This is a genomic window from Pseudonocardia sp. HH130630-07 (assembly GCF_001698125.1).
Lineage (GTDB): Bacteria > Actinomycetota > Actinomycetes > Mycobacteriales > Pseudonocardiaceae > Pseudonocardia.
The window spans coordinates 4889316-4914832 of sequence record NZ_CP013854.1 but is presented as its reverse complement, the minus strand read 5'-3'; the positions used below and the strand labels follow the sequence as shown (position 1 = coordinate 4914832).

The 25517-nt window shown below is 73.7% G+C and carries 19 protein-coding genes and 1 pseudogene; 12 read left to right on the top strand and 8 right to left on the bottom strand.

Annotated features, from left to right (window positions below):
• Positions 1-123: 123 nt before the first annotated feature.
• Positions 124-1536: an RNA polymerase sigma factor gene (locus AFB00_RS23345; RefSeq protein ID WP_068798974.1), complete on the top strand. Its 1413-nt coding sequence runs from the start codon at positions 124-126 to the stop codon at positions 1534-1536.
• Positions 1537-1595: 59 nt separating this feature from the next.
• On the opposite strand, the gene AFB00_RS23340 is transcribed toward AFB00_RS23345, so the two are convergent.
• Positions 1596-2240 (bottom strand): Crp/Fnr family transcriptional regulator, encoded by a 645-nt coding sequence (locus AFB00_RS23340; protein ID WP_083275779.1) that lies wholly within the window; start codon positions 2238-2240, stop codon positions 1596-1598.
• A gap of 119 nt (positions 2241-2359) precedes the next feature.
• Here AFB00_RS23340 and AFB00_RS23335 point away from each other — a divergent pair, with 119 nt between their 5' ends.
• The 5 genes from AFB00_RS23335 (at position 2360) to AFB00_RS23310 (ending at position 10438) form a co-directional block, all read left to right on the top strand.
• Positions 2360-2854: a hypothetical protein gene (locus tag AFB00_RS23335; protein WP_068798972.1), complete on the top strand. Its 495-nt coding sequence runs from the start codon at positions 2360-2362 to the stop codon at positions 2852-2854.
• 78 nt (positions 2855-2932) lie between these two features.
• Positions 2933-3763, top strand: coding sequence for a hypothetical protein (locus tag AFB00_RS23330; protein WP_156819696.1), 831 nt, complete (start codon positions 2933-2935; stop codon positions 3761-3763).
• A gap of 454 nt (positions 3764-4217) precedes the next feature.
• Positions 4218-5735, top strand: a complete 1518-nt coding sequence (locus tag AFB00_RS23320) for a hypothetical protein (RefSeq protein WP_156819695.1) — start codon at positions 4218-4220, stop codon at positions 5733-5735.
• Positions 5732-6862 carry a hypothetical protein gene (locus AFB00_RS23315; RefSeq protein WP_068798968.1) on the top strand — a complete coding sequence of 377 codons (1131 nt, stop codon included), beginning with the start codon at positions 5732-5734 and terminating at the stop codon, positions 6860-6862. Before AFB00_RS23320 ends, AFB00_RS23315 begins: the two co-directional genes overlap by 4 nt.
• 108 nt (positions 6863-6970) lie before the next feature.
• A complete protein-coding gene (locus tag AFB00_RS23310) occupies positions 6971-10438 on the top strand; it encodes an ABC transporter ATP-binding protein (RefSeq protein WP_068798967.1) in 3468 nt (1155 codons plus the stop codon).
• Between the two features lie 11 nt (positions 10439-10449).
• On the opposite strand, the gene AFB00_RS23305 is transcribed toward AFB00_RS23310, so the two are convergent.
• From AFB00_RS23305 to AFB00_RS23295, 3 genes are all read right to left on the bottom strand, one after another.
• Positions 10450-11244, bottom strand: a complete 795-nt coding sequence (locus tag AFB00_RS23305) for an alpha/beta fold hydrolase (protein WP_068798966.1) — start codon at positions 11242-11244, stop codon at positions 10450-10452.
• Between the two features lie 35 nt (positions 11245-11279).
• Positions 11280-12212, bottom strand: coding sequence for a cation diffusion facilitator family transporter (locus AFB00_RS23300; protein ID WP_068798965.1), 933 nt, complete (start codon positions 12210-12212; stop codon positions 11280-11282).
• A gap of 69 nt (positions 12213-12281) precedes the next feature.
• Positions 12282-13166 (bottom strand): hypothetical protein, encoded by an 885-nt coding sequence (locus AFB00_RS23295; RefSeq protein WP_156819694.1) that lies wholly within the window; start codon positions 13164-13166, stop codon positions 12282-12284.
• Positions 13167-13436: 270 nt separating this feature from the next.
• On the opposite strand from AFB00_RS23295, the pseudogene AFB00_RS23290 reads away from it, so the two are divergent.
• Positions 13437-14881 (top strand): annotated as a pseudogene (locus tag AFB00_RS23290) (APC family permease).
• Positions 14882-14893: 12 nt separating this feature from the next.
• Here AFB00_RS23290 and AFB00_RS23285 read toward each other — a convergent pair.
• Entirely contained in the window at positions 14894-16153 is a 1260-nt protein-coding gene (locus tag AFB00_RS23285) for an FAD-dependent monooxygenase (RefSeq protein WP_068798963.1), read from the bottom strand.
• 120 nt (positions 16154-16273) lie between these two features.
• Positions 16274-17452, bottom strand: a complete 1179-nt coding sequence (locus AFB00_RS23280; protein WP_231974045.1) for an FAD-dependent monooxygenase — start codon at positions 17450-17452, stop codon at positions 16274-16276.
• Positions 17453-17832: 380 nt separating this feature from the next.
• On the opposite strand from AFB00_RS23280, the gene AFB00_RS23275 reads away from it, so the two are divergent.
• Together AFB00_RS23275 and AFB00_RS23270 are read left to right on the top strand one after the other, a co-directional pair.
• Positions 17833-19203 (top strand): lipopolysaccharide biosynthesis protein, encoded by a 1371-nt coding sequence (locus AFB00_RS23275; RefSeq protein ID WP_197519634.1) that lies wholly within the window; start codon positions 17833-17835, stop codon positions 19201-19203.
• A gap of 140 nt (positions 19204-19343) precedes the next feature.
• Positions 19344-19649, top strand: coding sequence for a hypothetical protein (locus AFB00_RS23270; protein WP_156819692.1), 306 nt, complete (start codon positions 19344-19346; stop codon positions 19647-19649).
• On the opposite strand, the gene AFB00_RS23265 is transcribed toward AFB00_RS23270, so the two are convergent.
• On the bottom strand, positions 19622-20821 hold the full coding sequence (locus AFB00_RS23265) for a helix-turn-helix domain-containing protein (RefSeq protein ID WP_083275778.1): 1200 nt from the start codon (positions 20819-20821) through the stop codon (positions 19622-19624). The genes AFB00_RS23270 and AFB00_RS23265 overlap by 28 nt on opposite strands.
• Positions 20822-21008: 187 nt before the next feature.
• Positions 21009-21896, bottom strand: coding sequence for an ATP-grasp fold amidoligase family protein (locus AFB00_RS23260; RefSeq protein WP_068798958.1), 888 nt, complete (start codon positions 21894-21896; stop codon positions 21009-21011).
• Positions 21897-22170: 274 nt separating this feature from the next.
• On the opposite strand from AFB00_RS23260, the gene AFB00_RS23255 reads away from it, so the two are divergent.
• Genes AFB00_RS23255 through AFB00_RS23245 form a run of 3 tightly spaced genes read left to right on the top strand, consistent with a single transcriptional unit; the run spans position 22171 to position 25481 of the window.
• Positions 22171-23181, top strand: a complete 1011-nt coding sequence (locus AFB00_RS23255; protein WP_068798957.1) for a glycosyltransferase family 2 protein — start codon at positions 22171-22173, stop codon at positions 23179-23181.
• Between the two features lie 28 nt (positions 23182-23209).
• Positions 23210-24223, top strand: coding sequence for a DNA topoisomerase IB (locus AFB00_RS23250; RefSeq protein WP_068798956.1), 1014 nt, complete (start codon positions 23210-23212; stop codon positions 24221-24223).
• Positions 24224-24266: 43 nt separating this feature from the next.
• Positions 24267-25481, top strand: coding sequence for an MFS transporter (locus AFB00_RS23245; protein ID WP_068798955.1), 1215 nt, complete (start codon positions 24267-24269; stop codon positions 25479-25481).
• The last annotated feature ends 36 nt before the right edge of the window (positions 25482-25517 follow it).

Genomic DNA, 25517 nt, shown 5'->3' with positions numbered 1-25517 from the left:
ACGCCGGCGACCGAGGCGGCGCCGCACAGAATTCCGGGCCGATCCGTGGCCTCGTCACTCCCGACGAGCGCGCCGCGGTCCGGTCCGAGCAACGACTCCAGCGCACGTAGCGAGAGGGCCCAGGTGGCAGCCGCAGACTCCGCAGCACGCAGCGACTCGACGGTCGAGGCGACGTCGAGCACCGCATCCCGCAGCCGCCGTACGTCCGCGTCCGGTACGTCCGGGTCAGCGGCGACCGGCACCCCGACGAAGCCGGCCGGCCGCCCCCGCAAGACCGCGGCCGCGCCCCGGACCGGCCCGAAGAAGGCGGCCCCGAAGAAGGCCTCCACCAAGAAGGCCGACGGCGAGGACGCCGAGCTCGAGGACGGCGAGGTCGAGCTCGAGGACGGCGAGATCGACGGTTCCGACATCGAGGCCGACCTCGCCGAGGCGGCCAAGGAGGAGGACCCCAACGCCGCCGTCGAGGACGATGACGACGACGATGACGACACGAACACCGGCAAGAACCGGGTCGCCCCGACGACCAGGGCGTCCCAGCAGAAGTCGGCCGACTTCGTCTGGGACGAGGAGGAGTCCGAGGCGCTGCGGCAGGCCCGCAAGGACGCCGAGCTCACCGCCTCGGCCGACTCGGTCCGCGCCTACCTGAAGCAGATCGGCAAGGTGGCGCTGCTCAACGCCGAGGAGGAGGTCGAGCTCGCCAAGCGGATCGAGGCCGGTCTCTACGGCGCGGAGCGCATCCGCAAGGTCTTCGAGTCCAACGAGAAGGTCTCCCCGCAGCTGCGCCGGGACCTGCGGTGGATCGTGCGGGACGGCGAGCGCGCCAAGAACCACCTGCTGGAGGCCAACCTCCGGCTGGTCGTGTCGCTCGCGAAGCGCTACACCGGCCGCGGCATGGCGTTCCTGGACCTGATCCAGGAGGGCAACCTCGGTCTGATCCGTGCGGTCGAGAAGTTCGACTACACCAAGGGCTACAAGTTCTCGACCTACGCGACCTGGTGGATCCGGCAGGCCATCACGCGCGCCATGGCCGACCAGGCCCGCACCATCCGCATCCCGGTGCACATGGTGGAGGTCATCAACAAGCTCGGCCGCATACAGCGTGAGCTGCTCCAGGACCTCGGGCGCGAGCCCACTCCCGAGGAGCTCGCCAAGGAGATGGACATCACCCCGGAGAAGGTGCTGGAGATCCAGCAGTACGCCCGGGAACCCATCTCGCTGGACCAGACCATCGGCGACGAGGGCGACTCGCAGCTCGGTGACTTCATCGAGGACTCCGAGGCCGTCGTCGCGGTGGACGCGGTGTCGTTCACCCTGCTGCAGGACCAGCTGCAGTCGGTGCTGGCCACGCTGTCCGAGCGGGAGGCCGGTGTCGTGCGGCTGCGGTTCGGCCTGACCGACGGCCAGCCCCGCACGCTCGACGAGATCGGCCAGGTCTACGGCGTGACCCGCGAGCGGATCCGGCAGATCGAGTCCAAGACGATGTCGAAGCTGCGGCACCCGTCGCGGTCGCAGGTCCTGCGCGACTACCTGGACTGAGTCCCGGCCCGTCGCCACGGTGCCCCCGGTCGTTCGCGGCCGGGGGCACCGTCGTGTTCTCATCCGGCGCCGTGGCCACCCTCGTCCGGAACCCCCTCGCCGCGTGCGACCCGGGCGAGGTCCACGGGGCGCAGGATCCGGATCCGGTGCCGGGCGGTCTCGACCAGACCCGCGGCTCGTAACCGGGTGACGGCCCGGACCGTCGCCTCCCGCGAGGCGCCGGTCGCGGCGCCGAGCTCGGCCTGGGTCAACCGGATCCACGAGCCCGCGCCGTGCTGCTCCCCGAGGGTGCAGAGCAGGCTCGCCAGGCGGGCGACGGTGTCGAGCGAACCGAACTCCAGACGCCGCAGGTCGGCCTCCCGCAACCGGGACACCAGCATCCGCAGGACGGCCAGCGCCGCCGCCGGGGTGGCCCCGAGATGAGCGTGCAGCCGGTCGGAGCCCACCACCCAGCCGGACACGGCACCGAGCGCGACGACGCTGGCCGACCGCGGCCGGCCGTCGAACACGGCGAACTCGCCGATCAGGTCACCCGGGCCGCGCAGTGCGAGCATCGCCTGCCGGCCGCTCTCCGCTCCGGAGACGATCTTGACCGTTCCCGATCCGAGCAGGATCAGCTCGTCGCTCCGCGCGCCCTGCAGCAGCACCGTCGTTCCGCGGGCCCAGCGACGCGGACGGCCGGCGCTGCGGATCCACGACAGCAACGCGACCAGGTCCGGGTCGGTCCCGGTGTCGGTCCCCGTGTCGATCCCGATGACGACGATCCCCGTCCTGTGCGTCGATGGACGCAGAACTCTGCGTCACCCTGTCGTGTCATTGGAGCATGAACGGAGCAGCTGATCCCGCGCTCGATCGCGATCGCGAATTCGCCGCGGCGACGACCGCCGAGACCAACCGGATCATCGCCGCGGTCGACGCGAAGGCCGGATTCCTGCTCGCGGCGCAGGGCATCGTCCTGGCCGGCCTGGCCGTCACACGCCACGGATCGGGCGGGCCGTCCCGGCTCGCCGGGGGTGTTCTTCTCGTCCTCGTCGCGGCCACCGTCGCCCTGCTGCTGGCCACGCTGTGGCCACGCTCCGGACCGACGCCGCTCCCCTGGTTCACCTACCCCGGGCTACGGCCCGCGGCCCACGACACGGCGGGGCGTACGGAGCTTCGCGCCGCCGTCGAGGCGGCGTGGGCACGGAGCCGCACGGTGGCGCACATCGTCCGGCGGAAGATCCGTTTCCTGCGGGCCGCACTGGTCAGCGCCGCACTCGAGATCGCCGTCTATCTGATGTGGATCGCCGCAACCGTCGGTGGGGCGCCGCCGTTCTGACCATCCTGTTCCGCGGCACGACGTGGAGCACCGATGCCGTGTCCCCGGCGGCACGGCGACGCCTTCGAGAGGGAGATCATGAACGACGACGGAACGACCGCCACCGAACTTCCGCCGTACCTTGCGCTGATCGCGGTCGATGTGGAGGGATTCAGCAACAGGCGCGGCCGGTTCCACGGACCGCTGTCCCAGGCCGTGACCGAGGTGCTCGCCGCCGCGTTCCACCGTGCCGGTCTCGGGATCGCCTGGAGCAGCGGCCAGGAGTTCCCGCGCAGGACGGGCGACGGCTACGTCGTCGGGTTCCGCTCGGGGATCCTGCCGAAACTGGTCAACCCCCTGTTGCACGCCCTGCAGGACGAGCTGGCCGAGCGCGACCGGGAGCACCGCATCCCGGGCGGCACGCCCATGCGCCTGCGGGTCAGCATCGGGGTCGGCCCGGTGAGCAGCGACGATCGCACCGACCTGTCGGATCCCGGTCAGGCCGACGACGGCAGTGGTCACGACCGCGTCGAGCTGCACCGGCTGCTGGACTGTGCCGCGCTGCGCGAGCTGCTGGCGAACAACGGGCCTCGCACCTACGTCGTCGCCGCACTCACCGAACGCGCGTACCTCGACGCCGTGCGGTCCGGCTACTCCGGCGACGGGGAGGACTACTACGCCGGCGTGGACGTCGCGATCAAGGGCGGGACGACCCGGGCCTACCTTCGGGTACCGCACCAGACCGGCCCGGCGCTCCGGTCGGGGATCGGCCCCGGTGGCACCGGGCCCGCTCCGGCGGGCGACCGGCCGGACGCCGGGCCGCCGTCCGGGAGCGGCGGCCCGCAGGTGGAGTTCCGGGGCGAGGTCCACCGGTCACCCCAGCACTTCGGCCACGGCGACATCACCGGGACCCGCTACGGGGACCGGTGACCGGCGTGCTCCCGCAGACCCGGATCACGAACGACTCGGTCCGGGACAGCCCGCAGCACTACGGCCACGGCGACATCATCACCGCCTACATCTCCAGTATTCAGCAGGATCGGCGCCGTCCCGGGCGCGCTCACTCCGCCGACCACGAGGCCGCCGTCCGGCGGGTGTTCGTCGAGCCCGACGGCTATACCCGCGCCCGGGAGATCCTGCGCGAACAGCGGGTCGTGGTCCTCTGGGGGCGGCGGGCGACGGCCGGAACGCGGCAGCGACCCGGCTGCTCGACGAGCTGGCCACCGACCCGCGGGAGCCCGTCACCCGGGTCGACCTGCACGACGACGACCGGGACGCGCCGTACGACCCGGCCGACGTCACACCCGCCACCCGGTTCCTGGTCGATCTCTCCGACCTCGCCGGTCCCGAACAGTGGGGGCCGCTGGTCGCACGCTTCGCCGGCGTGGTCGCCCGCACCCAGCGGCACGGTGCGCTCGGCGTGATCGTGCTGCGCGAGGCACCCGTGGACCAGCTCCCGTCCGAGTTGGTCGGCTGCCGAGCCCGCCTCGGACGTCCCGATCCCGAGCGCGTGTTCGACCGGCACCTCCGCGCCGTCCTCCCGGGCCACGCCGTCCCGGGACCGCTCTATCCCGCCCTGACCGAGCACCTCGACACCGCACCCATGCGCGACGTCGAACAGCTCGCCCGGTTCGTCGCGGAGGAGTCGGCCGGGGCCGGCGGTTTCCCGCAGTGGTGCGAGCGGGCACTGTCCGCGCTGGACGGCGACAGCACGGGCGCGGTGGTGCGGGAACTGCGGGACCAGCTCTGCGGGCAGCAACGTCCGCTCGCACTGGCCGTCGCCATGTTCGAGCACAGTCCGTCGGCCGTGGTGTACGAGGCGGAGCGGACCCTGGTCTCGACGGTCGAACTCACCGTCGACGGCGAACACGCGCTGGTCTCCCCCGACTTCGGCGCACGACTGGACGGAATCGGGGCACAGGAGCTCGACGGAGCGGTCACGTTCCAGGACCGGACCCGCGGCCGCAAGATCCGGGCCTACTTCTGGACCCACTTCCCCGGGCTGCGCGCCGGGTTCCAGCGATGGATCGTCGAGCATCCCGATCTGCTCGACCGGCCCGGGCTCGATCCAGGCGTGTTCGCGGAGCGGTTCGCCACCGAGGTGCTCCGGACCCGCGGCCCCGACGCGCTGGCCGAGGTCGTGGAACGGTGGGCGGCGACAGCCCGTGGGCCGCTGGAGCTGGCGGTACTGACCCTCACACACGGTCTGAACCACCCCGAGCACAGCCCGGTCCTGCGTCGGCGCTGCTGGACCTGGGCCCGTGACCCGGGCTGCCCCGCAGCACTCGCGACGATGCTCGTCGCGATCTGCACCGAGGTCATCGCTCCGGACCGGCTCGATCAGGCCGTGGTGCGGTTGCACCACCTCGCGCGGCATCCCCTCGAAGCGGTCTCTGCCGCGGCGCAGCGCGGGCTGCGCAGACTGCTCACCGAGCGGAGCAGCGCACCGCGGATGCTCCTCGGCCGGCTGGTGGGATCCCCCCGGCCGGGACACCGACCCCGCATCGAGAGGGACCAGGACCGGCTCCTCTTCCTCACGTGTGTCCGGCCGGAGATCATCCGCCCCCACCTCGCCCGGGCGGCGACCTCCGATCTCCTCACCACCTGCTGGACCGCCGTACTGCGCGACGCCGACCGCGCCGTGCTGGACGAGCCGCTCCGGTACTGGCTCGACGACCAGGCTCGCAGCGACGCCGACGACACCACCGCGACCGAACTGCTCGTCACCGCCGCTGTCCGCAGCGGCCGGCCCGAGGTGCTGCTGGGCATCACCTACGACTGGGTCGCCGGGCCGGCCGAGCGGGAAGCCGCCGTCCGGCGGCGAAGCGTCGCCCGAGAGCTGACCGACCTGCTGAGCGCGGCCCGCCGCAGGACCACACTCCACCGAGGAGCGCACCCATGACCGACGACCGTCTCAAACCCCTCGCGCTCCTGGCCGGCGCCGCCGTGCTCGGTCCGGTGCTGATCGGACTGGCCGCGGGCCTGTCCGCGCTCGGCTACCTCACCGTGGCCGCGCTGCTGCTCGTCGGCGTGGCCGTCGGCGGGTGGTTCTGGATGCGCACCCCGGCCCGGCCACATCTGTACCCGGATCTGCCGGACCCGCGGCCGCAGGTCCCGGTACGGCAGGACCGGCGCGTCGTCGGGCCGGTGGAGATCCCCAGCGACACGGCGGACTACACGTTCCGGTTCTCCGCGACCGTGAACTGGACCGGCGGTGAGGCCGTCGCCCACGGGGATCCGGCCGCCCTGGCCGGGGAGGTGGTCGTGGAGCGGGCCGCCGAGCTCTCCGCCGGGTACTCGATCGCGGACCGGGACCGTGCGGGCACACGCCTCGCCGCCACGCTCGGTGGGCACCAGACCGGCGGACGCGGACGCATGACGGTGTGGGCGACGGACGTCGTGCTCGACGTCGACGAGGACGACGGCAAGCGCATCCGGGAGCTGTCCCGCCTGCGTAAGGACGTCCAGTTGTGGGAGCACAACCGCGACCACGAGATCGCCCACCGGCGTTACCTGCACGACGAGGTGCTCCGGACGCCCGGGAGCACGCTCGTCTGGTGGCTGGCGCGGCACGAGGAGAAGGTGGGTGAGGCCGTGGCCCAGATCGACACGTTCGGCCGGCTCAGCGATGCGGCCCAGGACCGGGCCCCGATAGCCGACCCCGATCCGGACGGAACTCCGTGGCTCGGCGATCCCGGTGAGCTCCGGACCGGCCCGGACGTGGACAGCGCGTTCCTGCAGGCCCGGGGGCTCGTCCTCCGGCACGCACCCGAGTACGGCTCGGACCGTCAGCGGATGACAGCGGACGACATCGCCCGGTACCTCGATCCCGAGGACGCGCGGAAACTGCGTGCGGAGTTCGGGGTCCCCCCGCTGGACGAGCCCGAGCCGGATCCGCCGCGGCAGCCGGACGACGAGGCCGTCGAGGACCGGTGGGAACCCGACGAGGAACCACCGGCCGCCCCGATGCCGGGGATGCCGCCGTGGCAACGACCGGACCCGTCGGAGGAGGACCGGCCTCCGTACTGACCGGCCCGTCGGAAAACCGGCGGAGATCGTCGGGGGTCGCGGCTACCGTCCCCTGCGGACCGGCCACGGAGGACCCCGTGTGCCGTCCGATCCCGGGGGGTGTGAGGCGTGCGCACGCTGTCGTGGCGGCGGCTGGCCGGACGGGCGTCGACCGTCGCGATGATCGCCGCGGTGGTCGCCGCGATCGCCGAGGCGGTGGCGGCCACCGTCGTGGGGCGGGTCGCCGCCGGCCCGACGGCGACGCTGGTCACCGCGCTCGGTGTGCTGCTCCTGGGCGCGGCGGTGCTCGACACCGCGGGCCGGGTGCTGTTCGCCACGGTGGTCAGCCGGGCCGAGGGCCGGTTGCGGGCCGACCTGCTCGACGCCGCGCTCGGCCAGCCGCTGCCCCGTCTCGACGACCAGGCGGTCGGAGAGCTGCTGGACCGGGTCGACGACGACTCCCGCCAGATCGCCCAGCTGTTCCGCCGGATCGGCTGGGAGACCGGCCGGGCGCTGCTGCGCACGGTGGTCGCCTGGATCGTCGCGGGGCTCGTGTTCTGGCCGGCGTGGATTGCCTTCCCGGTGCTCGCGGCGTCGGTCGTGCTGGTGGCACGGCCGCTGACCGCGGTCGTCGCGCGGGCCAAGGTCGCCGAGGAGGTCGCCTGGTCGGATCACTCGGCCCAGCTCGAGGAGGCCGTCGCCGGGCAGGACGACGTGCGGACCAGCCTCGGGCAGGCCCACGTCGTCGCCGGCTTCGCGGCCCGCGGCGCCGAGGTGCTGCGCCGGGTCCGTGAGGTCTGCCGGCCCGCGACGACCCTCGGGCTGCGCGCCGGGTTCCTCGCCCACGCCCTGCTCGGTGCCGTCGCCGTCGGCGGGGTCTGGCTGGTCGCCGGGGACCCGGGCGGGATCGCGGCCCTGGTGACCCTGTGGATCCTGGTCACCGGGTTCGTCGCACAGGTCGACTCCATCGTCGACCGGATGCCCGACATCCAGGCCGGGGTCGGTGCGCTGAGCAGGGTCCGATCCCTGCTGAACGCCGAGCAGGAGCCGGCCGGGGGCGCACCGGTGCCCGGCGGGCCGGTCGGTGTCGAGCTGCGCGGGCTCACGGCGGGCTACCCCGGTGGCTTCCGGCTCGCCGGGATCGACCTGACGGTGCCGCCGGGCGCCACGTGCGCGTTGCTCGGCCGGACCGGTTCCGGCAAGTCCACGATCGCGAAGGTGCTGTCGCGGGCCGTCGAGCCGTCCCGCGGGCAGGTGTTCGTCGGCGGGCTCGACGTCCGCGACATCGGGATCGAGGACCTGCGCCGCGGGATCGGTGTCGTCACCCAGCGCACCGAGGTCCTCGCGGCGTCGCTGGCGGAGAACATCGCGTTGCACGACCCCGCCGTGCACCGGAGCACGATCGAGCGGGCGGTGACCGCGCTCGGGCTCGACGGCTGGGTCGAGGCCCTGCCCGACGGGCTCGAGACCCGGCTGGGCCACGGCGGGGTGACGCTCTCGGCCGGCGAGGAACAGCTGGTCGCGTTCGCACGGTTGCTGGTCCGCGACGTCTCGGTCGTCGTGCTCGACGAGGCGACGGCCCGGATGGACCCGCGGACCGAGGCCCGGGTGACCCGGGCGGCCAGGGCGTTGCTCGCCGACCGGACCGGGATCGTCGTCGCGCACCGGCTGTCGACGATCCGGCGGGCCGACATGGTCGCCGTCCTGGAGGACGGCCGGCTGGTTCAGCACGGCGCCCGGGAGCGGCTGGCCGTCGAGCCCGGCCGCTACGCCGACCTGCTCGCCGCGGACCGGACCGACACCGGGCCGGACGGGTCCGCCGCAGGCGCTCCGGTGGCGGCCCCGCTCGCCGGGGCGGACGACGTCACGTTCGCCCGGCGGGTCCGCCGCGCGGTGCCCGCGGCCGACCCGGCCCCGGCGCCGGCGCTCTGGCGGACCGTGCTGCGGCTGATCCTGTCGTACCCGCGATGGGGGCTGCTCGGTGGGCTGATGTTCACCATCGCCACGCTCGCCGGCGCCTCCGGCGTCCTGACGGGCTGGCTGTGGGGCCGGGTGGCCGCCGAGCTGCAGGACGGCGGGGCGCCGTGGGAACCGGCGCTCCTGCTGACCGGGGTGCTGCTGCTGTTCCCGGTGTGGATCGCCGTGGCGTTCCGCACCTACCCGCGCTGGTGGGCCGCGATCACCCTGCAGATGCGGCTGGCGGTGCTGCGCGGCCAGACGATGCAGCACCGCTCCGGCCGCGCGCCGGCCGGCGAGATCGTCGCCCGCGCGCTCGACTCGGACCGGATGGTGCTCTACGCCGACCGCTGGGTCGACGTCGCCAACGCGGCCCTCGTGGTCCTCGCGACCTGGCTGCTGTCCGGCAACGTGCAGACCGCCGCGGTCGTCGGCGGCTTCCTCGTGCTCTGCGCCAGGGCCGCGGCGCTCGGTGCTCCGGCCGCCGGGCGGGCCGGGCGGGCCGCCGCCGACGCCAGGGCCAGGTTCGGCACCGCGCTGGGGTCGGCGCTGGAGTCGGTCCGCACGGTGAAGCTGGCCGCCGCGACCGGCGCGGTCCGCGCGCACCTCGTCGGGGTGGACGCCGACCGCGTGCGGGCGACCGTGCGCGAGTACCGGGTCCGCACCCTGCTGGACGGGGTCCCCGGCCTGGTGCTGCAGGCCGCCGTCATCCTGACCTGGTCGGTGTACCTGGGCGGGGCCTGGGACCTGGCCACCGCGCTGCTGGTGTCGACGACCCTGGGCGGTGTCGGGTTCTTCGGCCAGGTCTGCGCCGCTGCGGTCACCGAGGCCCCGATCGCCCGCCGGTGGCTGCGCACGGTCGCGCTGTTCGCCGGTACCGCCGACCTCACCCGGCCGCCGGCCGGCGTCGATCTCGTCGCGGGCACCGCGCCGGGGCCGGAGGCCGCGGCCCGGGAACCGCTGCACCGGCTGAGCCTGGAGAAGGTCACCGCGGTCCACCACGACGGGACGGTCGGGGTGGAGGGCGTCGATCTCGACGTCGACGCCGGATCACTGGTGCTGGTCACCGGCCAGGTCGGATCGGGGAAGTCCAGCCTGCTGGCGGGGCTGGCCGGACTGGTGGACCACGAGGGCGTCATCCGCTGGAACGGGCGCGCCGTCGCCGATCCGCAGCACTTCCTGCGGCCCGGGCAGGTCGCCTACGTCGGCCAGGTGCCGCGGGTGCTGTCCGGGACGTTCGGCGACAACGTGAGCCTCGGCCACCGGCGCGGCATCGAGGACGCCGTCGACGACGCCCGGCTCGGTCGTGACGTCGCGGCCGCGGGCGGGACGGACGCCGTCGTCGGGCACCGGGGCATCCGCCTGTCCGGGGGCCAGGTTCAGCGGCTGGCGATGGCCAGGGCGCTGGCGACCGGTGCGGAGCTGATCGTCGCCGACGACGTGTCCTCGGCCCTGGACGTCCGGACCGAGATCGAGCTGTGGGCCGCGCTGCGCCGCCGCGGCGGCACGGTCGTCGGCGCCAGCACCAAGCGGGCGGCGCTGGCCCGGGCGGACCGGGTCGTGGTGCTGGACCGGGGCCGGGTCGTCGACGAGGGGCCGTGGACCGATCTCGCCCCGCGCTGGTCGCACCTCGCCGGGTAGGGCCCTCCGGATCAGGCCGCGGCGAGCGGGTGTGCCGCGAGGAACCGGAGCACCTCGTCGGTCGCCCGGTCCTCCAGGAAGTACGCGTGCCGGGCGCCCTCGAACGCCACGAACCGGGCACCCGGGATGCGGCCGGCCAGCAACCGGCCGTTGCCGGGTGGCGTGAGCTCGTCCGCGGTGCCGTGCAGCACCAGGGTCGGGGCGGTGATCGCGGGGAGCGCCGCCCAGGCGTCGTGCCGGGCACTGGCCCTGCGGTGCCCGGCCCTGGCGCGTGGACCCGCCCCGGGGTCGCCGAGCACGGGCAGCGGGCCGGTCCACTCCGGCCCGGCCATCAGCCTGCGCAGCTCGGCCGGGCCACCACCGGGGTCGGCGAGGCGCTGGAGCACGGCGGGATCCGCCGGGACGGCACCGCTGCCACCGCCGGTCGTGCAGCCCAGGACGAGTCCCCCGACCCGGTCCGGGTGGTCGATCGCGAGCCACTGCGCGATCCGGCCGCCCATCGACGTGCCGTAGACGTGCGCCCGGTCGATCCCGGCGGCGTCGAGGACCGCCACCACGTCCCGGGCGAAGCGGCGGGTGCTCCAGTCGCCGTCGGCGGCGTCGTCGCTGGTGCCGGTACCGGCGTGGTCGGGAGCGACGGTGCGGTACCCGTCGAACGACGACCGGACCGTGCTCCACCAGACCCGGGCATTGATCTGACCGGCGAGCAGCAGCAACGGCTCACCCGGGCCGGTCCCCCGCGGCGGGTGTACGTCGAACCCGAGGCCGGTGCCGTCCGGCGCCACGGCACGCTGCTCGCTGCTCATCGCCGGTCACGGTAGCCGCGGCGCCGGCGGGCGGGTCAGCCGCAGTGGTTCTCGTGCCCCACGTGGGCGGCGTGCTCCACCTGCAACGTCGAGTGGTCGAGGCCGAACCGCTCGCGCAGCACCTGGGTCGCCGCGTCGAGGACCGACTCGTCGCCGCAGTGCGCGGTGAGCTCCTCGGTCACGACGAGGTGTGCCGACATCGCAGGGGTGCGGTCGTTGATCGCCCACAGGTGCAGGTCGTGCACCGCGGTCACGCCGGGGACCGCGAGCAGGGCGTCCCGCACGTCGTCGCCGTCGATGCCCTTCGGCGCACCCTCCAGCAGCACGTGCGCGGCCTCGCGCAGCAACGCCACCGCCCGCGGCAGCACGATCGCGACGATGACCAGCGAGGCGATCGTGTCGGCGTAGGGCCATCCGGTCGTCATGAGCACGACCGCGGCCACCAGCACGCCGACCGAGCCCAGGGCGTCCCCGAGCACGTGCAGCAGCGCACCGCGCAGGTTCATGTTGCCGCGGTCCCCGCCGGACAGGACGGCGAGCGAGATCAGGTTGCCGACCAGCCCCAGCACACCGATGACCAGCATCGGCAACCCCGGCACCGGCTGCGGCTCGAACAGCCGCTGCACGGCCTCGACCACCACCCAGCCGACGACCGCCACCAGCGTGAGGGCGTTCAGCGCCGCGACCAGCACCTCGGCCCGCCCCATGCCGTAGGTCCGCCGGGCCGTGGCCGGGCGGGCCGCCAGCGCCGCCGCGATGAGCGCCGCGACGAGCGCCCCGGCGTCGGTCAGCAGGTGGCTGAGGTCGGCCAGAAGCGCCAGCGAACCGGTGATCGCCGCACCGACGGCGCCGAGGACGGTCGTCGCCAGCGTGACCACGAGCGCGATCGCCAGCCGCCGCCGGTCCGTGCCGGCACCCGCGTGCCCGTGGCCGCCCGCCGCGCCGCCGTGTCCGTGTCCCTGACCCATGCACGACAGCCTATACATGCACGTATTCGCATGTCTAAACGGACGATCCTCCGCCTGGCCGGCCGCAGGTCACAGGCCTCCCGCATCGGCCCGGTCGGCGGCCAGTACCTCGACCGCGACGTCACGGCACACGTCCCACCCGTACTCCACCCCGCGCTCGCCCGGGAACGTCGTGAGCACGGCGAGCGCGCGGTCGGTCCAGCTCAGCACGCAGTTCACGTTCCAGTGGCCGCCGTGCAGGGTCCAGCCGTTCTTCTCCACCGCCGGGTGCGGCAGCGTCGCGGCGATCCCGGACCGGCCGTCCGGCGTGATCGAGGCGAGGTCCACGAGCAGGTCGGCCCCACCGGGCCAGCGGGCCGCCCGCTCGTGCACGCAGGCCAGGATCCGCGCCGCGTCGATCGCCGTGACCTGGGTGTAGGACCACCAGCCGCGCCGCGACGACGAGACGTCGACCCCGCACTCCGGCTGCAGGCGGTCGATCACCGCGTCCCGCCCGCCGGCCCGGTAGAGGCGCTCGGCCGCGTCGTCGTCGCTGCGCCGGACGGCGGCGGTGATGTCGGACCGCTCGGCTGCGGTCACCGCGCGCCCCCGCTCGGCGGCCGCCCGCAGGGTGTCCGCGGCGAGCCACGCCTTGATCGCCGACTCGGCCTCGGTGGCGTCGGCGTCCGCACCGGGCGATCCGGTCCAGTCCCCGGTCCCGGTGTCGAGCAGCGCCCAGGACAGCTCCAGCCCGTCCTCACCGGCCCGGGCCACCGGCACGCTCCCGGGCGGGCGCGAGGTGATCCCCCCGCTCGCCTCCGGCACCGGGGGCGCGACGGGATCGGCGACGGCGGGGGGCGGGTCGCCGACCGGTCCGGCGGCGCCGGGGGCGGAGGGCACGACGAGCACCGGCAGCACGGCGACGAGTGCCACGACCAGCGCGACGGCGCCCGTGCGGAGACGTTCGGTCGCCACGGCTCCCCCGTCCGGAGCCGGTCGGCGACCGGTGGCCGCCGGGAGCACCGGCATCACCCGATCGTGACCCGGCCCCGGGCGTCCCGGCCAGGTCCGGACCGGCCTTCACACCGGATTATCAGCAACGAACACCACATGCGGTCGTCGAAGCACACCGCGTGACGATCCGGACACGGCCGCGCGGTGCGCCCGGCGGCGCGGGGCCGCCCGTCGTACCGTCACGCAACCATCGATCGACGAGGGGTGACGGGCGTGGCGGCCAGACGGACGATGCCGGTCGAGCGGATCCTGGCGCGCAGCGAGGGTGACGGTTCCGGCCTGACCCGGACGCTGCGGGCCCGGGACCTGGTCGGCTTCGGCGTCGGCATCATCATCGGCACCGGGATCTTCACCCTCGCCGGGGTGGAGGCCCAGCAGCACGCGGGACCGGCCGTCACGCTGTCGTTCCTGATCGGCGCGGTCGTCGCCGGCCTGGCCGCGGTCTGCTACGCCGAGCTGGCGTCGTCGGTACCGACCGCCGGTTCGGCCTACACCTACGCGTTCGCGACGCTCGGCGAGGTCTTCGCCTGGATCATCGGCTGGGACCTGCTGCTCGAGTTCGGGCTCGGGCTGGCCGTGGTGTCCCGCAGCTGGTCGGGCTATCTCGCCGAGCTGTTCGGGCTGCCCTCGACCTGGTTCGGCGAGGACGCCGTCGTCAACGTCGGGGCCGTGGTCATCATCGGGATCCTCACCGTCGTCGCGGTCGCCGGGATCCAGCAGTCCGCCCGGCTCACCAACGTGCTGGTGCTGGTGAAGCTGGCCGTGTGCGTGCTGATCCTGGTGCTCGGGGCGTTCTACGTGAACCCGGACAACCTGACCCCGTTCGTCCCGCCGGCGCAGCCCGCCGAGGAGGGCGGCACCGTGTTCACCCAGCCCGTCGTGTCCGGGGTGTTCGGGCTGGAGCCGACGGTCTACGGGATCGGCGGCATGCTCACCGCCGCCGCGGTGGTGTTCTTCGCCTACACCGGCTTCGAGGCGCTGGCGAACCTCGGCGAGGAGTCCCGGCGACCGGACCGCGATCTCAAGATCGGCCTGCTCGGGGCGCTGGCCGTCTGCGCGGTGCTCTACGTCGGGGTGTCGCTCGTCCTGACCGGGATGGTGCCCTACACCGAGATCGACACCGGCGCCCCGCTCGCCGTCGCGTTCTCCTCCGTGGGGCTGCCCTGGGTCGGGGCGATGATCTCGCTCGGCGCGGTCACCGGCCTGACCTCGGTGATGATGGTCGAGCTCGTCACGATCGGCCGGATCGGGTACGCGATGGGCCGCGACGGGCTGCTCCCGCCGGCCATCGGCACGGCGCACCCGCGCTGGGGCACGCCGCACCGCATGACGATCATCGGCGGGTCGTGTGCGCGGTGATCGCGGCCTTCACCCCGATCACCGCGCTGGCCGACATGGTCTCGATCGGGGCGCTCGCCGCGATGATCATCGTGGCCGTCGCGGTGCCGGTGCTGCGGCGGACCCGGCCGGACCTGAAGCGCCCGTTCCGCGTCCCGTTCTCACCGGTCGTCCCGGCGATCACCGCGATCGCCTGCCTCTACCTGATGCTCAACCTCAACCTGGACACCTGGATCCGCTTCGCCGGATGGCTGGTGCTCGGGCTGGTCGTCTACGCCCTGTACGGGCGCAGGCACTCGTTCCTGGCCCGCGCGGAGCGGGAGGACGGCGAGGCCTGAGCCCGGCCGGGGTCAGCCCTGCAGCAGCTCGCCGGGTGCCTGGGCCGGGGCGATCTCGCCCCGGCCGACGGCCCGGCGCACGCGCCGGGCGGTCGTCAGCCGGCGACGGACCTCACGGACCGGGTCGACCTGGGTCACGTCGTGCAGCCGCCGGTGCAGCCGGCCCTGGTCGCCGCGACGGTCCAGCAACGACCACGCGAAGTCGACCGGGTCGGCGGCGTCCAGCCGGCGCGGCACGGTCTCGAACCACTCCATGCTGCGCCGGGCCATGTCCTGGATCGGCAGCATCCGGGCCCGGCGGCGCGCGTCGTAGGCGGCCAGTGCGGGCAGGACACCGGGCTCGTGCCCGTCGCCGGGGAAGAGCTCCTCGGCGAGCGCGATGGAGTCGGCGACGGCGAGCACCGTGCCCGAGCCGATCGCGAAGTGCGTGGTGTGCGCGGCGTCCCCGGCTAGCACGACGTTGCCGTCCCGCCAGGACATGGTGCGGACCTCGCGGAACTGCAGCCACGGCGACGAGCCCATCCCCGGCGGGGCGATCAGCGAGTGCCCGCCCAGCGTGCGGGCGAAGATCTTCTCCAGCATCCGCATCGCGTCGTCGGGGGCCATCGTGTCCAGGCCGAGGCCCGTCCAGGTCTCCGGCGTGCACTCCACGATGCAGGTGCTCAGGCAGTCCGCGGCCGGGTAGGCGTGGAACCAGATCCAGCCGGCGTCGGTCCGTTCGAACGCGAACGTGAACGGCCGGAACGGCTTGCTGGTGCCGAACCACACGTAGCGGTTCTCGCCGTGGCTGACCCGGGCACCGAACGCCTCGGCCCGGTGCGCACGGATGGCGCTGTTCACCCCGTCCGCGCCGACGACGACGTCGGCGTCGGCGGTCAGCGGATCGGCGGTGAGGTCCCCGTCCGGCGCGACCGCCGTCTCGAACCGCAGGTCCACCCCGACCTGCTGGGCCCGCCGGGCGAGCACCTCGAGCAGCCGCGCGCGGCCGATCGAGTACCCGTAACGGCCGCCCAGGTGCACCGTGCGCCCGGCGACCTCGACGACCTGGCTGTCCCAGACGTGCGCGGCGGCCCGGATCGCCGGGGCGCCCTCGGGGTCGGTCCGGTACAGCTCGTCGAGGATGTCCTCGCCCAGCGTGACCGCGAACCCGGACGCCGTGCCCGGCGCGTTCCGCTCCGCCACGACGACCTCGGCCCGGCCCCGGGACCGCAACCGGGCCAGGATGCCCAGGTACAGCCCGGCGGGTCCGCCACCGACACAGACGATCTTCACGTCAGCTCCCTCGTGCTCCAACGCCGGACCCTCACGGTACGAGGGGCCCTCCGGCCGGTTGCGTGCCGGTGCCGGATGACCGCGGCGACCGGCGCGGACGACGCCGGTCGCCCGGCCGGATCAACCGGTCGGCCCACCGGGGCGGCCCAGGTCCCCGCGCCTCGCCGCGCGCCGCACCCGGCGGGCGGTCGTCATCCCGCGCCGGACCTGGCGCAGCGGACCGAACTGGGTGGCGCGGTGCAGCTGGTAGTGCAACCGGCCCATGTCCCCGCGCCGGCCGAGCAGCGCCCAGGCGAACTCGACCGGGTCCTCGCCCCGCTCCAGCCGCCGGTTGGCCTGCTCGAACCAGTGCATGTTGCGCCGGGCCATGTCCTGGATCGGGCCGAGCACCGCACGGCGGCGGGCGTCGTAGGCAGCGAGTGCGGCCCCCCGGCCGTCCGCGCAGCCGAGGTCGACGACGTCGCGCGGGGCCCCGGTCGCACCGTAGAGCGCGTCGGCCAGGCCGATCGCGTCCTCGATCGCGAGCTGGGTCCCGGACCCGATGCCGAAGTGCGTCGTGTGCGCGGCGTCCCCGGCGAGGACCAGGTTCCCGTCCCGCCAGGTCAGGTTGCGGACCTCACGGAAACGCAGCCACGGCGCGTCGGGCAGCCCGGTGGGCGGCGGGAGCATCCGGTGCCCGTCGAGCGCCCGGTCGAAGATCTCCTGCAGGGTCTTCAGCGCCTCCGGCCCGGCCATCGTGTCGAACCCGAGGCCGAGCCAGGTCGGCTGCTCGCAGTCCACGATGCAGGTGCTCAGCCCGTTCGACGACGGGTAGACGTGGATCGAGATCCACCCGGCGTCGGTCCGCTCGTAGGCGAACAGGAACGTCGCCGAGTCGCGCTCGGTACCGAGCCACAGGTACGGGCTCTCCCCCGTCTCGATCGTCGTCCCGAAGTGCTCGCGGCGGGCCTCCCGCAGACGCGAGCCCGCACCGTCGGTCGCGACGACCACGTCGGCGTCGATCTCCGCCCGCGGCGGCGCCGGAGTGTCGAACCGCAGGTCGACGCCGAGCTGCTCGGCCCGGCGGATGAGCAGGTCGACCATCGTGACCCGGGCGATGCTGTACCCGTACTTGCCGCCCAGGTGCACCGGGCGGGCGTCGCCGACCAGGACCGACTGGGCGTTCCACAATCGCGCCGAGGACCGCAGCCAGCGTGCGCTGACCGGGTCGCAGCGGTGCGCCTCGTCGAGCAGATCCTCCCCGAACGTGACGGCGAATCCGTGGGTCCGGCCCCGTGGATTCCGCTCGTAGACCGTCACGTCGTCTCGTCCACCCGACCGCAGCTTGGCGAGAATCGCCAGGTAGAGGCCGGTCGGACCGCCACCAACGCACGCAATACGCACGAGGACCCCCCTCGGTTCGACCGTTGAACGATTGCTGAGCACGGTAGCGTTTCGCCGCACCGCGCCCCCCGGGCGACCCCGGCACGACTGCCCGTGCGGTGCACCCGGGCAGCCCGCGGGGTCTCCCGGGCTCCCCCGCCGGGTCACCCGGCAGGGGTTCTCGTTAGCGTGGACGCCGTGCCCCCCTCGAACGTTGCGTGGCAGCACCACGCCGGTCCGGGAGACGGCGTACCGCTTCCCCGCCCCGCGGGTCCGGTGGCCGGCCGGTGAGCGTCGGCTCGATGGTCGCCGGACGCGTGCGTTCGGCCCGTCAGGAGATGGCGAACCCGCTCTACCGCAACGCCTACGCGTTGATGTTGAACACGGTGGTCAACTCCGGGTTCGGGCTCCTCTACTGGGTGTTCGCGGCGCGGGTGTTCAGCACCGAGGAGGTCGGCCGGGGCAACGCCCTGGTCAACCTGATGCTGCTGATCTCGGTCCTGACCTCGCTGAACTTCGGCCAGGCCATCATCCGCTTCCTCCCGACGGCCGGGCGGGACTCGCGCTCGCTGGTCCGGCTCGCCTACGGGACGTCCGCGGCCGCCGCGGTGGTCGGGGCGACGGCCGTCATGGCGTACTGCCACTTCTTCTACGCGCCGGGTGACCCGCTGCACGTCTCGTTCGGGTTCGGTGCGTGGTTCGTCGTCTCCACCGCGGCCTGGTCCATCTTCAACCTGCAGGACCAGGTGCTCACCGGGGTCCGCTCGGCCATGTGGGTGGTGCTGGAGAACGGCGTCTACGGGCTGGTGAAGCTCGTCCTGCTGGTCGTGGTCGCCGCGTTCTCGGTCACCGACGGCGTGTTCACGTCGTGGAGCGCGCCGGTGATCGCGCTGCTGGTGCCGTTCACCCTGCTGATCTCGCGCCGGCTGCTGCCGCGGCACTCGGCCGAGTCCGCCGCCGAGCCCGGCTCCGGTGCCCCGGACCGGCCGACCCTGGTCCGGTACATGGCGGGCGACTACCTGGGCCAGGTGTTCAACCAGGCCATGTCGTCGTTCCTGCCGGTCCTCGTCGTCATGGTGATCAGTCAGGCCGCCAGCGCCTACCTGCTGCCCGCGCAGACCGTCTTCCAGGCCATGAGCATGCTGTCGGTGGCGATCACCTCGGCGCTGGTCGTCGAGGGGGCGCGGCGGCCCGAGCGGGCGCACCTGTTCGCCAGGGCCGTGCTGCGCCGGATCCTGCTGATCGTCGTCCCGTCGTCACTGCTGATCGCGCTCGCGGCGCCGCTGCTGCTGTGGTTCTACGGGCCGGAGTACGTCGAGAACTCCACCACCGTGCTGCAGCTGCTGATGCTGTCGATGGTGCCGCGGGTGGTGGTGACGCTGTGGATGACCAAGTCCCGGCTCGCGAACCGCACCTTCGGGCTCGCGGTGCAGCAGGCGGTGCACGCGCTCATCGTGCTCGGCGGGATCCCGCTGCTGGCACCGGTGCTCGGCGTCGACGTCGTGGGATGGGCCTGGCTGGCCGGCGAGCTGGTCCTGGCGATCGCGTTCGCGCCGTCGGTGATCCGGTGGCTGCGCCAGCCGGCCCCGCCGGAGCGTCCGGACGACGTCGGCACCGGCCCGATCGGGGGGCCGGTGGGCGGTCCGGACGACCCGACGCACGAGATCCCGCGGGTCCGCGAGCCCTGAGCCCACCGGGGCCCGGGCACCGCAGTGCCTCGGAGTTTCAGGTGAGCCGACCCGAGCATGGCTCATCAAGGCAGTACGCAAATCAGTGCGGTTCACTTCGTGTGAAGTGTGGCGAGATGGTCACCCATAGCGTTCTTCCCGTGACAGTGGATGCCTGCGGAGCTGTGTACCTCGCCAAGGTGCCGGGGCTCGCCGACGACCTGATCGAGGAGCACACCGACGACGGCAAGGGGCGCTGCCGTGGCTGCCCCTCGCAGACCCACGGGATGCCGCAGCACCCCTGCAACATCCGGCTGCTCGCCGACGCGGCGGCGTCGATCCGTCGGACGTGGATCCGGCGCGGCCAGCTCGACACCGTGGTGCCGGCGCGGATCGTCCAGCATCTCGCCGCGATGGACCGCGACGAGGACGAGGCCGGTCAGGACGGAGCGATGCCCATCCGGTAGCCGAGGCCGCGCAGTTCCCGGCCCTCCGGGCTGTCCCGCTTCACGGTGCGCAGCAGATCTCCGGTCACCGACCGCGCCCACACACTCGTCCTCGTCGACACGGGGTGCAGCATCTCGGCGCGTACCAGCGACCACACCGCGGGCTTCCGGTACTTCTTCTCGCTGGACTGAGCACGCGCCCGGTCCAGGTGGAACGCGGACTGTCTGCTCCAGCTCGGGTGCCGCTCCGGGATCGCGCGGTCTGCGATCGACATCGCCCGACCGGGCTCGCCCAGCTCGATCTCTACGGCCATCGCCCAGAAGTCGACGTTGTCCGGCCCGAATCCGATCGCCAGCGCACCGAACTCGTCGCCGGGCCGGGCCAGGTTCCGGGCCTCCCCGACATGCTCCCGGGCGCCCTCACCGTCAGCCAGCGTCGCCGCCGCGAGACCGCTCTGGAGGTGGAGCATCCCGGCGACCTGTCGTTGCCGATCCTCGCTCTTGTCCAAGCCGTCAAGGGTCTTGGTCGCGCGGGCCAGGACCCGCTCCCGGCCACCGGCCGACAGCGCGCTGTTCCGCGCGAAGGCGACGGCACCGGCCCACTCCGGCCCCAGCTCCGCCGTGACGTCGCGCATCGCCGAGGCTGCCAGGCTCGCCACCGACCGGGCACCGAGGGCGAGGGAGGACACGTTGGCGAGCTTGTAGGTCCGCCCGATCGCCTCCAGCACCTCACCTCGGCGCCCCGGCTCGGCGTCGTAGAGGGAGTTGGCCTCGCGGACCAGTCTCGGTGCGATCTGCATCTGTTCGACGATCTTGCTCCGGGGCCGCAGCTCGGCGTCCGCGTAATCCAGCTCGGCCACGACGGCGTCCAGCGGGCGGGGCGTGACGGTCGCCTCGCGCGGCTCGACGTCGGTCAGGGCCGCTTCCAGATCGGGCAGCGTGCCCAGCGCCTCCGCCACCTCCGGGTTCAGCACCGTGTCAGTCGGCAGCGCACCCAGCTCGGACGGTGCGACCCGCAGCGCGTTCGCGATGGCCTCCAGCGTGGAGCGCTTGTTCAGCGCTCGCTCGCCGGCCTCCAGCATGCTCAGGTAGCCCGGGCTGATCCCGGCCAAGTCGGCGACAACCCGTGCCTGCATGCCACGCCAGAGCCGCAGTTCGACGAGGCGCTTCCCTACATGACCGGTGGCTGCCATGCGACCAGGGTAACCAGGGCTCCCCTAGTTCCGGAGGAGACGAGGGGGCGGGCGAGGTCGCACCGACGCTCGGCCGATCAGGTGAGCCAGCCAGAGGGCGGTTGAGGAGAACCGGTCGGTCAGCGCGATCTCTAACGACCGCGGCAGGCCAAGCAGCGAGCCGCCACACTCCGGAGCCCACGCGTCCTCAGCGGGCGATGAAGCGCTCCGGGATCGGGGTGCCGTTGCGCCAGAGGTTGCCCAGCGCGCGGTCGAAGGCGCGCGGCTGCAACCGGACCAGCCCGCCACCGGGGTTGTGCGTGATCTCGCCGAAGTAGACGTGGCCGTCGACGTCGTAGAGGTCGATCCGGGCGAAGGTGAAGTCCTTGCCCAGGGTCCGGGCGATCTCCAGCATCCGCTCGTAGCAGGCCGGCTTCTCCGGGAGCCGGTCCGCCTGGGCGAACCGCCCGGAGATCCGGAACGGCACCCAGTCCGGGTGCAGCAGCGTCGAGGTGTGCGCGACGAACCGGTCCTGGTCCACGACGACCATCGCGGGCTCGCCGTGGAACACGAAGAACTTGTAGTCGGCCGGCGGCTTGGTGCCGTCGCCGATGTACTCCTCCACCACGGCGCGCGGGGTCAGCCCCTGGTAGGGCCGTTCCCGCCAGCCGTGCACGAAGAAGTCGGTGCGCAGCCAGCGCGCGACGGTCGACCGGATGCGGGCGTGGTCGGCGGCCGCCGGGTGCGGGACCAGGATGGTCATGTCGCAGCCGTGCGTGCCCTTCACGACGTAGGGCCGCTGCGGCGACTCCAGGTCCAGGTCCTGGGCGCGCTCCACGACCTGGACCAGCGGGATGAGGTGCTCGGCCCCGATCCGGTCGGCCACGTGCTCGCGCACCCGGTACTTGTCCGCCGTGATGTGCACGAGCTCGGACTGCTCACCGAGGTTCTTCTTCGCGAGCAGCTGCGCGTAGGTCCGCGGCTTCCGCAGCGTCGTGATCTCACCCTGGAACAGGGCGTGGTGCAGGATCGCGAAGGCCCGGTGCGGCAGGAAACGGAACCGTCGGGAGAGCATCACCCGGATGTCGAACGACATTCTTCGCACGATAGCCGCCGCCCCGGCCCCGGTACCGGCGAGGCCCGTCGCCGGCCGGCCGGCGACGGTCCGGCTGCATCTCGGCGACGATCGGGCGGCGTCCCGGCGACGATCGGCGTGTCGGGAGTAACCGCCCGGATCGACGGGCGTTGTCCGTTTCGAGAAACGCTCGACCCGCCCGCGGCGAACCTGCCGGTATGCCCTGACGGCACACCGCCGGTCACCGACCGCCGGGACGTCCGGCCGGGCCCACATCGGAGGGAGCCTTGATAACGTGCCGAGCGTGCGGAACCGCAACGTCCTGGTGACGGTGATCACCCCTGCCTACAACGTGGGTCAGTGGATCGGGGAGGCGATCGACTCCGTCCTCGCACAGACCGAGACCCGCTTCGAGTACCTCGTCGTGGACGACGGCTCCACCGACGACACGGCCGACGTGGTCCGGGCGAAGGCCGAGCAGGACCACCGGATCCGGCTGATCCAGGTCGAGAACGGCGGCTCCGGCGCCGCCCGCAACCGGGCGCTGGCCGACAGCGAGGCGCCCTTCGTCGCCTTCCTCGACGGCGACGACCGCTGGCACCCGCAGTTCCTCCGGCACATGCTGGAGACGCTGCACACCGCACCGCCCGGGGTCGGCATGGCCTACTGCCACACCCGCGTGATGCTGGAGAGCGGCCAGGTCGTGGCGCTGCGCTGGCAGCCGACCGGCGCCGTGGACCTCGACAAGCAGCTCATCGAGAACAACCCGCCGCACAACGGCAGCTCGCTGATGATCCGGCGGGCCTGCTTCGACCAGGTCGGCGGTTTCGACTCGTCGCTGCCCTCGGCGGTCGACTTCGAGATGTGGCTGCGGATCGCGGCCGGATCGCACTACCCGCTGATGTGGGGCACCCGGCGCTACCTGCTGGACATGCGGCTGATGCGGGCCGGCTCGATCAGCTCGAACCGGCAGCGGCGCTTCGAGTGCCTGGACAAGGTGATCGCCGAGTACGCGCCGTCGATGCGCCGCCGGCCGCCGGGGATGGCCTACATCCGCCCGGCGGTGTTCGCCTACCGCGACGGCCTCGACGACTTCGGCGACCGCTGGGCCCTGCTGGCCCGCGAGGCCGGCACCAAGGAGCTGGCCCGCGACTCGTGGGGCCGTTCGCTGCTGGCCTGGAGCGGTGCGGGCCGGGAGCGCCGGGCCCAGCTCCGCGGGCTGCGCGACGGTGCCCGCAGCAGCGCCTACAAGGGCGTCTCCGGAGCACTCCGCACCGCCGGGAAGTTCAGCGCGCTGCGCGGATGACCGGCGGCGGGGCGGGGTACCCCGTCCCGTGCGACTCACCCGCGCCGTCCCGTACCGCGGCGGCTGGACCCGGCGCCGCCGCGGCCGCGGCTTCAGCTACCACGCCGCCGACGGCTCGGCCCTCGGCGCGGACGCCCGGGCCCGGGTCGACGGGCTGGTGATCCCGCCGGCCTGGCGCGACGTCTGGATCTCCGACCGGGAGCGCGACCACATCCAGGCCGTGGGCTACGACGTCGCGGGCCGCCGCCAGTACGTCTACCACCCGCGCTGGCACGCCGACCGGGACTCGGTGAAGCACGACCGGGTGCTGGCGCTCGCCCGCCGGCTGCCCCGGTTCCGCTCCCGGGTCGACGCCGCGCTCGCCGTCCGGGGAACCGGGCGGGACCGGGTGCTCGGCGCCGCGATGCGGATCCTCGATCTCGGGGTGTTCCGGACCGGCGGCGAGCAGTACGCCACGGAGAACGGCACCTACGGCCTGTCCACGCTGCGCCGCGAGCACGTGCGGCTGCGCGGTGGCGGTCTGGAGTTCGCCTACACCGCCAAGGGCGGCATCCACCGGCAGATCCGGATCCGCGACGACGGCCTGCTCCGCGTCGTGCGGTCGCTGCGCCGGGCCCGCCCGGACGGTGACCGGTTCCTCGTGCACCGCGACGGCCGCACCTGGCGGGCGGTGCACTCCGACGACCTGAACGACCACTTCCGCACGCTGACCGCCGACGAGCACACCGCCAAGGACCTGCGGACGTGGAACGCGACCGTGGTCGCCGCGGTCGCGCTCGCCGGGCACGGGACGCCCACGTCGGCGACCGCCCTGCGCCGGGCGGAGGCCGCCGCGATGCGGGCGGTGGCCGAGGCACTCGGCAACACCCCGGCGGTGGCCCGCAGCTCCTACGTCGACCCGCGGATCGTGCACGCCTTCGAGAACGGGCGCACCGTCGCCGCGGGGCTGCGCCGCATCCCGGCGGGGACCGACGTCGGCACCGACCCACGGGCCCGCGCGCGGGTCGAGCGGGCGGTGCTGAGGCTGCTGGAGTCCGCGTAACCGGTTCGCGGACGGGCGGGGGACGTCCTGCATCATCGACGTCGTGGCGGACGGATCGACGGCAGTGCTCCCCGGACGGACCGAGCGGCGGGCCCGTAGCGGTGTCGGTCTGGTCTTCCTCACCAACGGTCTGGTCTACGCGAACGTCCTGCCGCGCTTCCCGGAGATCAAGGAGTCGCTCGGGCTGAGCAACGCCCAGCTCGGGGTCGCGGTGGCCGCCATGCCGTTCGGTGCGCTGCTGGCCGGCCTCACCGCGGGCGCGCTGATCGCCCGGTTCCGCTCGTCACGGGTCGCCTCGTTCGGGATGGCGGCGATCGGGATCGGCGTCGTGCTGGTGGCGTTCGCCCCGTCCTGGGGTCTGTTCGCCGCCGCGATGTTCCTGGTCGGGGCGTCCGACGCGATCGTCGACGTGGCGCAGAACGCGCACGGCATGCGGGTGCAGCGCCGCTACGGCCGGTCGATCCTCAACTCCTTCCACGCGCTGTGGTCGGTGGGCGCGGTCGCCGGCGGCCTGATGGGCTCGGCGGCGGCCGGGATCGCGCTGCCGCTGGTGCTGCACCTGTGCCTGTCCTCGCTGCTGTCGGTGCTCATCGCGGTCGCCGTCTACCCGCTGCTGCTGCCCGGCGGCGAGGACAGCGAGCGGGCCGCCCCGCAGCCGGGCGAGCGGCCGGTCCGCCCGTGGGCGGGGCTGGGCCTGCGCACGGTGCTGATGCTGGCCGTGTTCGGGGTCATCGCCAACTCCGGCACGATCGTCGAGGACTCCGGCGCCACCTGGGCCGCGGTCCACCTGCAGGGGCTGGGTGCCGGTGCCGCCGTGGCCGGGTTCGGGTTCGTGGCCCTGCAGGGCTGCCAGTTCGTGGGCCGGCTGATCGGCGACCGGATGGTGGACCGCTTCGGGCAGCGTCTGGTCGCCCGCACCGGCGGCGCTCTGGTGCTCGTCGGCATGGGCCTGGCCCTCGCCTTCCCCTCGGTGCCGGGGACGATCGCCGGGTTCGGCATCGCCGGGTTCGGCGTCGCGACGCTCGTCCCGGCCGCGATGACCGCCGCCGACAACCTGCCGGGGCTCGCCCCGGGGACCGGGCTGACCGTCGTCACCTGGCTGATGCGGGTCGGGTTCCTGGCCTCTCCCCCGGTCGTCGGGGTCGTCGCCGACGCGACCGAGCTGCGGGTCGGGCTGCTCGTGGTGCCGCTCGCGGGTCTGGCGGTGCTGCTCGCGGCGGGGGCGCTCGCCGGGCGGCGGGCCCGCACCCCGGAGTGACCGTCCGGCGACCGGTGGACACTCCGGTCAGTCGTG

Excerpts from the sequence above, each read along its gene's own strand:
- AFB00_RS23265 (WP_083275778.1), bottom strand. The coding sequence starts at position 20,821 with ATGGCAGCCACCGGTCATGTAGGGAAGCGCCTCGTCGAACTGCGGCTC.
- AFB00_RS23330 (WP_156819696.1), top strand. The coding sequence starts at position 2,933 with ATGAACGACGACGGAACGACCGCCACCGAACTTCCGCCGTACCTTGCG.
- AFB00_RS23335 (WP_068798972.1), top strand. The coding sequence starts at position 2,360 with ATGAACGGAGCAGCTGATCCCGCGCTCGATCGCGATCGCGAATTCGCC.
- AFB00_RS23315 (WP_068798968.1), top strand. The coding sequence starts at position 5,732 with ATGACCGACGACCGTCTCAAACCCCTCGCGCTCCTGGCCGGCGCCGCC.
- AFB00_RS23260 (WP_068798958.1), bottom strand. The coding sequence starts at position 21,896 with ATGTCGTTCGACATCCGGGTGATGCTCTCCCGACGGTTCCGTTTCCTG.
- AFB00_RS23305 (WP_068798966.1), bottom strand. The coding sequence starts at position 11,244 with ATGAGCAGCGAGCAGCGTGCCGTGGCGCCGGACGGCACCGGCCTCGGG.
- AFB00_RS23300 (WP_068798965.1), bottom strand. The coding sequence starts at position 12,212 with ATGGGTCAGGGACACGGACACGGCGGCGCGGCGGGCGGCCACGGGCAC.